This window comes from Pontibacter liquoris (assembly GCF_022758235.1).
Classification (GTDB): domain Bacteria; phylum Bacteroidota; class Bacteroidia; order Cytophagales; family Hymenobacteraceae; genus Pontibacter; species Pontibacter liquoris.
In genome coordinates this window covers 34,850-48,139 of sequence record NZ_JALEBG010000003.1, presented here as the reverse complement: position 1 = coordinate 48,139, position 13,290 = coordinate 34,850, and the positions used below count along the sequence as shown (strand labels likewise).

The following is a 13,290-nucleotide window of genomic DNA, read 5'->3' as shown; positions in this document are numbered from 1 at the left end:
CCACAGCAAATAAGTATAAACGGAAAGGGCCACCTCAGTTGAGATGGCCCTTTCCGTTTAAGTATAACGCTACTTTTGTTAGTCGCAGATGATACCTTCTGAAGCGGCTTCTTCGTGAAAGTCGAAGGCGGAAGCTGTTTTACTGTTCTCCCAGTAGAACTTGGAAGGCTTGCTGTTATAGTTACCAATCTCAGCCATGGTCTCGGCGTCGTACAGGCGGCCATTCACCATCGTATACCGCACGTTTTCTGAGTTATGGATGTCTTCGAGCGGGTTCTTGTCCAGCACGATGAGGTCAGCCAGTTTGCCTGTTTCCAGGGAACCGATCTCGCTGCCCATGCCAATATACTGCGCGCCATTTAAGGTAGCGGCTCGCAGCGCCTCCAGGTTCGTCATGCCACCCTGCTGCAGCATCCATAGTTCCCAGTGGGCGCCCAGGCCCTGTAACTGTCCGTGCGCGCCCAGGTTCACTTTCACGCCGGCATCCGTCAGGGCTTTTGCTGCTTTGGAAGTGGCAATGTAGCCGCCTTCATACTCCTCGTCCGGCGACTGCATTACGCGGCGCGAGCGGCTATCGATCACCGAACGTGGCGTAAAGCGCAGCAGGCGCTCTTTCTCCCATACTTTGGTGTGCTGATACCAGTAGTTCTCACCTGAGTTACCGCCGTAGTTCACGATCAGGGTAGGCGTATAGCCCGTGTTGCTGGCTTTCCACAGTTCGATCACGTCTTTGTAGAGCGGCGCCACCGGGATGTTGTGCTCAATACCGGAATGGCCGTCCAGGATCATGGTCAGGTTATGGAAGAACGTCGAGCCACCTTCGGGCACAACGGTCATGTTCAGCTTGCGGGCTGCTTGTATGACCTGCTGGCGCTGCTCGCGGCGGGGTTGGTTGTAGCTCTTCACCGAAAAGCCGCCGGCTGCCTGGATACGGCGCAGGTGCGACATTGCATCTTCTTCGCTGTTGATTACGGCTTTAAAATCGCCATCGGCGCCATACAGCACGGTGCCCGTCGAGTAAATACGCGGCCCTACCATGGCTCCCGATTTCACGGCTTCCGACTGGCTGAATACCATCTCGGTGGTAGACGACGGGTCGTGGGTGGTGGTCACGCCATAGGCCAGGTTGGTATAGTATGCCCACTGCTTTTTAGGGCTCATGCCGTTGCGGAAAGTGCCCATGTGCGCATGCACGTCCACAATGCCCGGCATAATGGTTTTACCTGCCGCATCGATCACTTTGGCATCGGCCGGAGCCTGCACATCTTTGCCAACCGCTATAATGCGGTTGCCTTCCACTACAATCGTTCCTTTCTCGATCACATCATCCCCCTTCATGGTGATAATGCGGGCGTTAGTGAAAGCCACTTTGCCTTTCGGGATATCAGTGGTCAGCTTCAGGCCAATCTTGATGCCAGTGGTATCAATGGCGGGCAAGGTATCGGGCGCGCCGGCTACAAACTTAAAGCGGTCCTTCAAATCGTTGGAGAAGTATTCATCGCCCAGCACCCAGTGGATCTTTTTGCTGTCCGCGGACCAGTTGATGCTGCTGCCCGCGTCGCGGGTAAAGCGCGCTACAGGCACTGCTTTAGTTTCGGCACTCAGGTCCAGGCCGCTGCCATTGGCAGACAGGGGAGCAATGTAACCGTTGAACAGCTCCACAAAAGCGACCCACTTGTTGTCGGGGCTCGGGTGGAATTCGGTGGTATACTTGGAGGTAAAGTGAGTGATCTCCTCTTTGCCCTGCAGGTTTATACTTTTGAAAGCTGCCTTGTCGCCTTCGGAACCGGTAAAGAAAATACGGTCGGAGGTGGCATTAAACTCAGGCGAGGAACCTCTCTCGGTTACCAGCACGGCTTTACCGCCTTTGGCAGGCATGTAGTAAATGCCCGGGTCCTTGCTGAACGTATAGCCCATGTGGTTGTTGCCGCGCTCGCGCACATACACCACATACTTGCTATCTGGCGAGAATGATGGCGTGGCATAATAGCCCTTCTCGGTGGTCAGTTTCTCGGGCTTCGCATTCTTTTTGCGAATGTCGAGCTTCATCACCGCACTCAGGTCCGCATCATCCCAGGTGGCGTACACCAGCGATTTGCCATCAGGCGAGAAGGAAGGATAAAATTCGAAATCCTGGCCTTTGGTGAGGCGCTCGGGCTTGCCGTTGGGCAGTTCTTTTTTGTAGAGGTAGCCTGCTGCGTTAAACACCAGGGTTTTGCCGTCGGGCGAGGTAACCGCATGGCGGATAGCCTTTGCTTCGAACTGCTTGGGCGTAATGCCCTCTTTGCTGAAATCGTGGCGAACCGCCTGCGCGATGTGGTGCGTAGCCGTTGCTTCGAACGGAATCTCGGTCACCTTCCGGTTTGCCACATCAATTTTGTTGATCTTGCCACCGGCCCAGAACACAATGCTCTTGTCGTCGGGTGTCCAGGAGTAGTTCGGGTACACACCGAAAATAGCCCAGGCTTCCTGCTGGTCGTGGTTCAGGTTGTCGTAGATCGGCCATTCTTCACCTGATTTCAGGTCGTGCAGAAACAGCACCGATTTAGTACGTACGCGGCGCACAAAAGCAAGGTACTTGCCATCATGCGAGAGCACCGGGCGCACGGCACCGCCATTTCCGCTTACTTCATTCTCTATTTTGCCGGTGTTGCGGTCTACCCGGCGGATCACGTAGATCTGTCCGTTCGGATCTTTGTTATACTCAAAGGTGGAGCCGCCGCTCATATCTTCGGAGAAGTATACATACTTACCATCTGGCGACACGAAGGGCTCGCCGGCATCCTGCTGGTCGTTTTTGCGTTTGGTGAGCTGCACGCCGCTGCCCCCTGAAAGGTGGTACATCCACATCTCGCCGGCGCCCAGCGAGCGGGTACCGGTAAAGTGCTTGCGGGCGATGAGATATTGCCCGTCGGGTGTCCAGACGGCATTGTTGAGCAGGCGAAAGTTTTCGTTGGTCACCTGGCGGGGCTTGGAGCCATCGCGGTTCATCACCCAGATATTGTCGCCGCCGCCTTTGTCCGAAGTATACGAGATGAGCTTGCCATCGGGGCTGAAACGGGGCTGTACCTCAAAGGCACGGCCGCCGGAGAGCAGTTTGGCTTTGCCACCGGTGATGGGCATCAGGTAGATGTCGCCGAGCATGTCGAACACGATCTCCTTGCCATCCGGGCTCACATCCACACTCATCCAGGTACCTTCGGTGGTAGTGATAGTGACTTCTTTTTGCGGACCGTGGGCGTCTTCCACCTTCCACTTGGGGGCTTCTTTTTTGTCCTGGGCATGGGCAGTGCTGATAGGGAGGGCCAGGGCGGCTGCCAGCAACATGCGCAGGTAAGTACGGTTGTTCATTCGTAAGGGTAGCTTAGTTTGTGCTACAAGTTAGGGAATTAGATGCTTGGATGAAAGGGGAGGAGGTTGGCAAAGCGTTTCCCTGCCGCAAGTTTGCAATCTTGCTGTTAGTACAGTTGGAGCTACTCCGCTATACTTGCGATAACAGTGCTTGTACGGACCCAGACCACATGCGGCTGGCCCAGCGAAGCAGCATCTCTGGCGCAAGCGTCCGTTTGTGCCTTGTCAGCTATGGCACTTTGCCTGAACAGCACAAGCGGACGCTTGCGCTATAGCATGAACTTTTAGTTTTCTAACACACTGCTCTTTCGGACTTCCCAGTCCGGAAGCCAGCTGCCAGGGATTTCCTAATCCCCAGCAGCTGTGGTTAACGTGAATTAGGAAATCCGCTCCAGACTTCGTTCCGGATTAAGAAATCCGGAATAGCCGGACACTGTAAGCTAAGTATAGCTGAGCCTGCCTACAAAGCCGGGAACTTGCTGTCCTGTTGCGTTTTGTTTTGCAGTTGCTCCAGAGCTTCAGCGGCCGTGTGCACGGGCAACTGGCAGGTTTTGTTGTAGCAGACATACACCGTGGTTTTGCCCTGTATGGCGACTTTGTCGGCGAGTAACGGGATCTTTGAGTCGGCTGCCTGTTCCTGTGTGCTGCCAAGCAGGAGCATGTTGGGCAGGAAGAAGGAGCTGAGCTCAGAGCGCATTTCAGGTGCCTGGTCGCCTACAATGGCTACCTCGGCGGTGGGCGTAAGTTTGTAGAAGTAGAGCATGGCCCAGTTGCTCAGGTGCGAGGGCTCTTTTACGACCAGCTCTTTGACTTTCCGCAGCATTTCATCTGAGAGGGAAGTATAACGCTCCTCATCAAAGTATAAACCCAGGAAGTGCAGGTTGGTGGCCATCACCGAGTTGGAAGAAGGCACCACATTGTCAAAGATCTCCTTTTTGCGTGCGATAAGCTTTTCGGAACTGTTGTCGGTAAAGAAGAACAGCTGCTCGTCCTCGTCAAAAAAGTGCTGCAAGGTATAATCCGCCAGGCTTCTGGCCTCCAGCAGCCACTCCTCCTCAAAGGTTACTTTATACAACCTGGTGAAAGCGCGAATCAGCAGTGCATAATCTTCCAGGAATCCCTCGATGGTGGCTTTGCCTTTTTTATAGTTGTGGTAGAGCTTATCGCCCTGCTTTAACTTGGTAAGTATAAACCGGGCGTTGCGCAGGGCCAGTTCTAGAAAGTGCTTGTTGCCAAAGGTATAGTAGGCATCTGCCAGGCCTTTGAGCATCAGCGCGTTCCAGGAACAGAGGATTTTGTCATCCAGGCCGGGGCGCACACGCGTGGCGCGTACGGCCATTATTTTTTCTTTCCAGCCCTGTACCATTTCCTGCAGCACATCCAGTTCCAGCTCGTTTTCTTTAGCATACTTCTCATCCGATATGCGGCGGTGCAGGATGTTACGGCCGTGCTCGAAGTTACCGGCAGCGGTGGCATGATAATACTTGGAGAAAAGGGGTTCTTCAGCGCCCAATATATCCTGCAGCTCTTCTTTCGTGAACGTATAGAATCTGCCTTCCTCGCCTTCGCTATCGGCATCCAGCGACGAGTAAAAGCCGCCTTCCTCACTCATCAGCTCCCGCTCCACAAAAGCGATCGTCTCATATACTACCTCATGGTACAATGTTTCACGTGTGGCCTGGTACGCTTCAGCATAAAGGCTCATCAGTTGGCCGTTATCGTAGAGCATTTTCTCAAAGTGGGGCACCAGCCAGTCGGTATCCACGGAGTAGCGGGCAAAGCCACCGCCTATCTGGTCGTAAATGCCGCCATAAGCCATCTCGCGCAAGGTAAGGTGTACCTGGTTCAGGGCGGTCTGGTCGTTGGTCTGGTGATAGTAGCGCAGCAGGAACATGTAATTAGTCGGCATTGGGAACTTGGGTGCCTGACCCAGGCCGCCTTTCTCTTTGTCGAAGCGGGTGCTTAGGTGGTGGCCCAGCAGCCGGAAGTCTTCTTCGCGCACATGGTAGTTGCTCTCCTTCAAACCAAACTGGGCCAATTCGCTGCGGTTCAGGTGCTGGGCAAACTGCTCGGCAGAGCCATCCAGCTCCTCGCGGCTTTTCTCATACGATTCGGCGATGTTCTCCAGCAGGCCTATCCATTGCTTTGGCGGAAAATAGGTACCCCCGTAGAAGGGCTTTGCATCCGAATTGAGGAACACATTCAGGGGCCAGCCACCCTGCAAGCCCATGGCGTGCAGCGCATCCATGTACACGGCATCCACATCGGGGCGCTCCTCGCGGTCGACTTTGATGCACACAAAGTGCTCGTTCATCACAGCCGCTATGTCTTCCTGCTCAAACGACTGGTGCTCCATCACGTGGCACCAGTGGCAGGCAGCGTAACCTATACTTACCAGAATGGGCTTTTGCTCCTGTTTTGCCTTCTGCAGCGCTTCCTCGCCCCAGGGATGCCAATCTACCGGGTTATAGGCGTGCTGCAACAAGTAGGGGCTGCTTTCGTGAATGAGGCGGTTTGGTTTTCTATCTTTGGCCATAGTATAGTCTTTGGATACAGGTAGCCATAAGCGATTATTGCTTTGTAAGGGCTTTCTGCGTCTGTTTTGTACGGGCAAGTAGGGTAAAAGTGTTGGCTGGGCAGCGTTATGTGGTTGAAAGCTGCTGCTGAAGGAGGGCTTTCTCCGCTGAAACATCAATTTTATACTTGCCGGCCAGCACATCCAGTTGCTGCAGGGTGCTTCGCAGAAAGTTCTTGTGCGCTTCGGAGGTCGGGTTAAAGGAGCGGTGGTGCAGGGCGCGCCGCATGTTGTCCCATTCACGGATAAACTGCTGGAATTCCAGGGTATAGTAGGCTCTTGCAAATTTGTCCCAGATGTAGTTCTCGGCTACTTCGGTGGGGTGCAGCATATCTTCCTTGTAAAAGCGGTAATCCCGCAGGTCGTCCTGCATGATCTCAAAGGCAGGAAAGTAGTGCACATCGGGATGAGCCTGGGTGAGTTGGTAGCAAAGCACCCGCAGCAGGGCCTTGCTTACGCTGTTGGTTTCGAGTGTTTCTTTCACATGGCGCACCGGGCTTACCGTTAGTAACAGTTTTATGTCGGGGTTAAACTGTTTAAGCGAAGTATACATTGTCTCAAACGCGCTTTGCATTTCCGCGCCAGTCAGTAATACCCTTTCAAAGTTACCTGCCGGCAGCTTATGGCAATTTGCAACCACCAGGCCCGAGGTTCGGAGGCGGTACGCTACAGCCGTCCCTAGCGTAATGATCAGTAACCGGGCCTGCTGCAGCTGCTGTCCTGTTTGCTGCAGCTGTTCACTGATATGGTAAAGCAACTGCTCTTTGTCCGGCGAGGAGAGGGAGGAGTGGAGATCGTAGGCATACCAGATGCCGTTGTTCTGAACCAGGTGCGGCTCAAAATCAGGCGCCAGGCCACAGCTGGCCTCCAGCAGCTTGCAGACGGAAAGCGGATTGAATAGAGTACCGAAGGGGTTTGCTAGTACTGCTACCTTGTGCTGCTGCAGTTTGGTGCCGATCACGTCGGCAAAGCAGGAGCCCATTGTCAGAACTTTGTCCTGCAGCGTAAGTTGAAACGTAGCGGGAGCCACTGTTACTTCTGTCCGGAACATAGCTTATACTTGTGTTAGATGTATACGAAGGTGAACGGAAACAAGAACTTCTCCAAGCGTGCCCCTGAATTGGATCAACAACCTTCGTGAGTTCTTTATACTAGGTACTGACACTCTACTGAAATTGCTTGTGTCTGCGTGTGAGATGATATCGGTCCGGCGCTTTTCCTGCTACAAGTATAAAACACACGCGGGCTCTTTCGCCGGGAAGTATAAAAAAAGCGCCCTGCTTTGTGGGCAGGGCGCTAATAGGGTAGTAGTTTCTTACGTGTTTTTGATGCTTACTCAGCTACCACGTTGAAACGAACCTGGTGCTTCACTTCTTTGTGCAGGTTGATGGTTGCAGTGTATTCGCCGGCAGTTTTCACATCCTGGTCAAACGAAATACGCTTACGATCTACCTCAATGCCTTTTGCTTTCAGGGCATCAGATACCTGCAGGGTAGTAACAGAACCGAAAATCTTACCAGTCTCGCCCACTTTAGCAGGAATCTCCAGCGTGATGTCGCCAATGCTGTTTGCCAGCTCCTGGGCATCATTCTTGATTTTTTCTGCTTTGTGTGCTGCCTGGCGGATGTTCTCCGCTACTACTTTCTTGCTTGATTTGTCAGCGATAACCGCCAGCCCCTGCGGGATCAGGTAGTTACGGCCATAACCCGGCTTTACAGAAACGATATCGTTCTTGTAGCCCAGGCCTTTTACGTCATCTTTAAGTATGATTTCCATTATCTGTCCCTCCTTATTTTAAAGAATCCGCTACATAAGGCAAAATAGCCAGGTGGCGCGCACGCGCAACGGCCTGAGATACTTTACGCTGAAACTTCAGGCTGGTGCCTGTTAATCTTCTAGGAAGGATCTTGCCTTGCTCGTTTACGAACTTCAGCAGGAAGTTGCCATCCTTATAGTCGATATACTTAATTCCGCTTTTCTTGAAGCGGCAGTATTTCTGACGGTTGTCTTGCTTGTGTACTCTTTCGTTTACTAAGCTCATTATCCTTTAACCTCCTCTTTTTTAGCTTGTGATTTGAACTCGCCGTTTCTTCTACGCTCGTTGTAAGCCACAGCGTGCTTATCCAGGGCAGTAGTTAAGAAGCGAACAATTTTTTCATCACGGCGATAAGCCAGCTCAAGTACATCAACTACAGTGGTTGGAGCTTTAAACTCGATGAGATGGTAGAATCCAGTTGATTTTTTCTGGATTGGGTAAGCCAGCTTGCGGAGGCCCCAGTTCTCTTCGTGGATAATGTCGGCGCCATTTTCCTTAAGCACCTGTCTGAACTTCTCGACCGTTTCCTGCATCTGACCATCGTTAAGCAACGGGGTCATGATGAAGATCGTTTCGTAATTTCTTAATTCCATTCGGTTCGACTAAGAATTTTTAAATGTTTTTATTTAAGCCTGCAAATTTACAACGGTGTTTTTATAAAAGCAAGAATGCCTGGCGGTATAGTTTTAGTGCCCTGCAAATACTGCTCTGCTGCACGTGCTTTCCTGAATAGAAATCATACTATATATAATAAGGAGTAGGATAGTAGTAAGTGCCGGGCTACCCGTTCTAACAGCACCGCACCGGAGCAGTTGGAAAAGTACACACCCTTATTGGTGTAAACATAGTATAAAAGTTCCACGCACCCTCTGAAGAAGGGCACAGTATGGGTTTATAACTTGTATGATTCTTTTTAATAATTGCACTAAATATTGTACTGCGAAGTCGGATAAGCGGGTTTCTTATTTAAAACTATTCTAAATAAAACGCCTTTATTTTTATTCTGAATGGGTTTTTCACCTTTGGCAGCAGCAGGGGAGAGCATGTGCTCTGCAGCGTCATAAAATAAACTTATTCTGTTTGAATAATGGAATTCGCATAGTAGATTTGTGGCCAATAAGTAATTTATCATATACAAAACACAAGTGATCTTGGCTATGATTAGCTGTATACCTAAAACAAAACACAATATTTTCATTGCCTTTCTGTTCGCGCTGGCGGTTTCTTTTGGTGCAAATGCCCAGGGAGCCAGTGAGCAGGCAGAAATCGGCACGAAAGGAGTAGAGCCAGGTGCTACACAAGGTGCAGCAGCTGCGGGCGATGCGGCTGCTGGGGATCCTGCTGTAATTGATGCAGGCGCTGCCTTGTTTAAAAACAACTGTGCTGTTTGCCACTCCGCAGGTAGCGATGTGATCGTGGGCCCGGGATTGCAAGGTGTGGATAAAAGACACAACGAGGCCTGGTTGCACAAGTGGATCAAGAACTCGCAGGCCATGATTCAGTCTGGCGACGCTGCTGCGGTGGCTGTTTACAACAAGTATAACAAGCAGGCAATGCCTTCTTTTGCCTTCTCTGACGATGAGATCAGCTCTATTCTGGCTTATCTGAAGTCAGGACAAGGTGCTGCGCCAACGGCTGCGGCTACGCCAACTACGGTTGGTGGCGTACCGGGCAACGAGGCGGGTACCAATGTAGGAACCGATGCGATCGGCGCGGTTGGCCCTTACCTGGACATTGTGCTGGTGGTGCTGATCATTGTGCTCATCGTGCTGGTTGTTACCTTGTTGCTGATTACTTCACTGCTGAAGAACTATCTTAACAAGAACCGCAAGCTAAACGAGTATGATAACGAGGTAGTTAACCAGCGGTTTGACTTCTCTAAGATCTACAAGTCTACGCCTGTGCGTGTGCTGGTGCTGCTCATCTTTATCGTGGTGTTGCTGGACCTTGGCTGGAATTCCCTGATGGGCGTTGGTATACAGCAGAACTATAAGCCGAAGCAGCCAATTGCTTTCTCGCATAAAATTCACGCCGGCGATAACCAGATCAACTGTAACTACTGCCATACAACTGTATATAAGAGCAAGAGCGCCAGTATTCCTTCTGTTAATATCTGTATGAACTGCCATAGCCAGATCAAAACAGAATCTCCTGAAATTCAGAAGATATACCGAGCCGTGGAGCGCAACGAGCCTATCCAGTGGGTGCGTATCCATAACCTGCCAGACCTGGTTTATTTCAACCACTCGCAGCACACGCAGGTGGGCGGCGTAGAGTGCCAGACCTGCCACGGACCTATCCAGGAAATGGACCAGGTATACCAGTATTCTCCGCTTACAATGGGCTGGTGTATCAATTGCCATAGAGAAACACCTTTGAACACGAAAGGCAATGCTTACTACGACAACCTGGTGAAACTCCATGACGAGTCGACTTCAAAAGCGTTTACCGTAGCGTCGAATGGTGGTACAGAATGCTCTAAGTGTCACTACTAATTAACATTATCAATTAAGTATTCGAGTTTTCTAACGATAATATGCAAGACAGAATAAAATACTGGAAAGGAATTGAGGAGCTGGAAAACACTCCGGAGTTCGCAAAGAATGCTCATAATGAGTTTCCAGAATTCCTGCCGGTTAATGAAGCCAAAGGAGATGATGCATCTGCCGGCGGTAAAACGCACCGAAGAGACTTTCTGAAGCTGTTAGGTTTTAGCATGGCAGCCGTATCGCTGGCTTCCTGCGAAGCGCCGGTACGAAAAGCAATCCCGTATCTGAACAAACCGGTAGATGTGGAACCAGGCGTTGCGAACTGGTATGCCTCTACGTTTTTCGGAGATGGAGATTATAACAGCATCCTGGTAAAAACAAGAGAAGGCCGTCCGATAAAGATCGAGCCAAATAACGAGTCAGGTCTTACTTCCTCGGGAACAAGCCCGAAAGCACAGGCTTCCCTGATGGGGCTGTATGACGAAAATAGACTGCGTTACCCGTTAATCAATAAAAAAGAAGCTAGCTGGGCAGAGGTAGACAAGCAGATCAGAGCGCGTCTGGCCAATGTAAACGGCAAAGTAGTTATTGTTTCGTCTACCATTATCAGCCCCTCTACCAAGCAGCTGATCAATGAGTTTGGCTCCCGCTTTGCCAACTTTGAGCATGTTACCTATGATGCCAATTCCGCATCCGGGTTGCTGGCAGCAAACGGTGGCGTTGTGCCTGGGTATGATTTCAGCAAAGCAAATGTAATTGTAAGTGTTGCTGCTGACTTCCTGGGAACCTGGATTGCCCCTATTCCATTTGCCAAACAGTATATCCAGCGCAGAAAAGTATCTTCTGACAAGCCGGAAATGTCGCGCCATTACCAGTTCGAGACGCGTTTATCGTTAACGGGTTCGAATGCCGACGTAAGGGTTCCGATCAAGCCTTCCGAAGAAGCTGCTGTGATCCAGGCCCTTTATAATGGTATTACTGGAAATGGTGCTGCCTCTGCTGCCGGCGTTGATGCCAAAGCCCTGGCTGCAGCCATTAAAGAACTGAAAGCCAACAACGGCCGTGCCCTGGTGGTAGCTGGTTCTAACGATCCGGGAGTACAGGCCATGGTTACAGCAATCAACAGAGCGCTGGGAGCGGAAGGTACTTCCATCGATACTACTTCTCCTTACTATACACGTCAGGGAAATGACGGACAAATGATCCGTCTGGTCAATGAAATGAATGCCGGTACGGTAGGTGCCGTGTTCTTTTATGATGCCAACCCTGTATACAATCACCCACTGGCAGAAAAAGTTGTAAGCGGGCTGAAGAAGGTAAACCTGCGTGTTTCCTTTGCCGACCGTGTAAACGAAACAGCCGCTTTGGTTGAGTTCGTAGCACCGGATAACAACTACCTGGAGTCGTGGAACGACTTTGAACCGAAGAAAGGATTCCTAAGCCTGGCCCAGCCGGTGATCAGCCCGATCTTCACTACGCGCCAGGCACAGGACAGCTTGCTGGTCTGGAGCGGAAACAGCACGTCATACTACGATTACCTGCGCAACAACTGGCGTAAAATTGCTACCGGCGACTTTAACAAGTTCTGGGAGCAGGCGGTACACGATGGTGTGCTGCAAAACGGCACCAGCGTGCTGGCCATTACACCGGCTGCAACATCTGCTGCTCCGGTAGCAAGGGTAACCAAGCCAACAGGTATAGAGGCTGTGTTGTATGAAAAAGCAGCGATCGGTTCCGGCGAAATGGCCAACAACCCATGGCTGCAGGAAATGCCGGATCCAATCTCGAAAGCTACCTGGGGTAACTATGTAGCCATGCCACGCAAGATGGCCGAGGAGATGAAAGTGGTGCAGGGCGATGTGATCAAAGTGACCATGGCCAATGGCAGATCCATTGAGCTGCCGGCACTCGTACAGCCAGGCCAGGCCCAGGGTACCGTAGCTATTGCGGTAGGTTATGGCCGTAACGTGGATGCGATGCCAGTAGCTAAAGGTGTAGGCGCTAATGCTTACCCGATCGCGACGGTAGCCGATAACACGGTGTTCTACACAGGTTCGGTGAAACTGGAGAAAACCAGCGCTTTCTCTGAAATTGCACAAACTCAGACGCACCATACTATTATGGACCGCCTGGTAGTGCAGGAAAGCACCCTGGCCAAGTATAAAGAGAATCCGAAAGAGGTAACCGAATACGCGCGCATCCCAACGCACAATGGTCCGGCCAAGCCCGCTACCATCTCCCTTTGGGATGACTATGAGTACAAGGACCACCACTGGGGTATGGTTGTAGACCTGAACTCCTGCATTGGTTGCGGTGCCTGTACCATCAGCTGCCAGGTAGAGAACAACATCCCGGTAGTAGGTAAAGCGGAAGTGCTGAACCGTCGTGAAATGCACTGGATCCGTATCGATCGCTATTACAGCGCCGTGGAGCACGAAGACAGGGATTACAAAACGATGGAAGACCCGGCAGAAAATCCTTCTGTTGTATTCCAGCCGATGATGTGCCAGCACTGTAACCACGCGCCATGCGAAACGGTTTGTCCGGTAGCTGCTACCATGCACAGCTCAGAAGGCCTGAACCAGATGGCTTACAACCGTTGCGTAGGTACCCGCTATTGCGCAAACAACTGCCCGTATAAAGTACGTCGCTTTAACTGGTTTGCGTATCCGAACAATGAGAAGTTTGTCAACATCAATACCACGATGCAGACGGACCTTGGTAAAATGGTGCTCAACCCGGATGTGACCGTGCGTTCAAGAGGTGTAATGGAGAAATGTTCTTTCTGCGTGCAGCGTATCCAGTTAGGAAAGCTGGAAGCGAAACGCGAGAACAGAAGACCAAAAGACGGCGAGATCGTTTCAGCTTGTGCGCAGTCCTGCCCAACCGAAGCCCTGGTGTTTGGTGATATGCTGGATCCGGAAAGCCGTATCTCTAAACTGCTCAAGAAAGAGCAGGGCGAGCGTGCCTTCCATGTGCTGGAAGAACTGAACGTGCAGCCGAATGTGACGTACCTGACGAAAATTAGAAATTTAGCTTAACATAAATATAAGATAGCG

Annotated in this window: 8 protein-coding genes; 2 read left to right on the top strand and 6 right to left on the bottom strand. The window is 51.3% G+C overall.

Annotated features, from left to right (window positions below; all coding sequences use genetic code 11):
* Positions 1–78: 78 nt before the first annotated feature.
* The 6 genes from LWL52_RS17285 to rpsF form a co-directional block, all read right to left on the bottom strand.
* Entirely contained in the window at positions 79–3,327 is a 3,249-nt protein-coding gene (locus tag LWL52_RS17285) for an amidohydrolase family protein (RefSeq protein WP_437179369.1), read from the bottom strand.
* A gap of 484 nt (positions 3,328–3,811) precedes the next feature.
* The gene (locus LWL52_RS17280; protein WP_242922357.1) at positions 3,812–5,887 is read right to left on the bottom strand and encodes a thioredoxin domain-containing protein; all 2,076 of its coding nucleotides are present in this window, start codon (positions 5,885–5,887) and stop codon (positions 3,812–3,814) included.
* 106 nt (positions 5,888–5,993) lie between these two features.
* Positions 5,994–6,977: a GSCFA domain-containing protein gene (locus LWL52_RS17275; protein WP_242922355.1), complete on the bottom strand. Its 984-nt coding sequence runs from the start codon at positions 6,975–6,977 to the stop codon at positions 5,994–5,996.
* A 281-nt stretch (positions 6,978–7,258) separates the two neighbouring features.
* Entirely contained in the window at positions 7,259–7,702 is a 444-nt protein-coding gene (gene rplI, locus LWL52_RS17270) for a 50S ribosomal protein L9 (protein WP_242922353.1), read from the bottom strand.
* A 13-nt stretch (positions 7,703–7,715) separates the two neighbouring features.
* Complete coding sequence (rpsR, locus tag LWL52_RS17265; RefSeq protein ID WP_196267828.1) at positions 7,716–7,967, bottom strand: 30S ribosomal protein S18; 252 nt, start codon at positions 7,965–7,967, stop codon at positions 7,716–7,718.
* Complete coding sequence (gene rpsF / locus LWL52_RS17260) at positions 7,967–8,335, bottom strand: 30S ribosomal protein S6 (RefSeq protein WP_242922351.1); 369 nt, start codon at positions 8,333–8,335, stop codon at positions 7,967–7,969. The genes rpsR and rpsF overlap by 1 nt, the downstream gene beginning before the upstream one ends.
* 564 nt (positions 8,336–8,899) lie before the next feature.
* Here rpsF and LWL52_RS17255 point away from each other — a divergent pair.
* The gene (locus LWL52_RS17255; RefSeq protein WP_242922349.1) at positions 8,900–10,237 is read left to right on the top strand and encodes a c-type cytochrome; all 1,338 of its coding nucleotides are present in this window, start codon (positions 8,900–8,902) and stop codon (positions 10,235–10,237) included.
* 41 nt (positions 10,238–10,278) lie between these two features.
* A complete protein-coding gene (locus tag LWL52_RS17250) occupies positions 10,279–13,272 on the top strand; it encodes a TAT-variant-translocated molybdopterin oxidoreductase (protein WP_242922346.1) in 2,994 nt (997 codons plus the stop codon).
* Positions 13,273–13,290: the final 18 nt, after the last annotated feature.

Excerpts from the sequence above, each read along its gene's own strand:
- LWL52_RS17285 (WP_437179369.1), bottom strand. The coding sequence starts at position 3,327 with ATGTTGCTGGCAGCCGCCCTGGCCCTCCCTATCAGCACTGCCCATGCC.
- LWL52_RS17280 (WP_242922357.1), bottom strand. The coding sequence starts at position 5,887 with ATGGCCAAAGATAGAAAACCAAACCGCCTCATTCACGAAAGCAGCCCC.
- LWL52_RS17275 (WP_242922355.1), bottom strand. The coding sequence starts at position 6,977 with ATGTTCCGGACAGAAGTAACAGTGGCTCCCGCTACGTTTCAACTTACG.
- rplI (WP_242922353.1), bottom strand. The coding sequence starts at position 7,702 with ATGGAAATCATACTTAAAGATGACGTAAAAGGCCTGGGCTACAAGAAC.
- rpsR (WP_196267828.1), bottom strand. The coding sequence starts at position 7,967 with ATGAGCTTAGTAAACGAAAGAGTACACAAGCAAGACAACCGTCAGAAA.
- rpsF (WP_242922351.1), bottom strand. The coding sequence starts at position 8,335 with ATGGAATTAAGAAATTACGAAACGATCTTCATCATGACCCCGTTGCTT.
- LWL52_RS17255 (WP_242922349.1), top strand. The coding sequence starts at position 8,900 with ATGATTAGCTGTATACCTAAAACAAAACACAATATTTTCATTGCCTTT.
- LWL52_RS17250 (WP_242922346.1), top strand. The coding sequence starts at position 10,279 with ATGCAAGACAGAATAAAATACTGGAAAGGAATTGAGGAGCTGGAAAAC.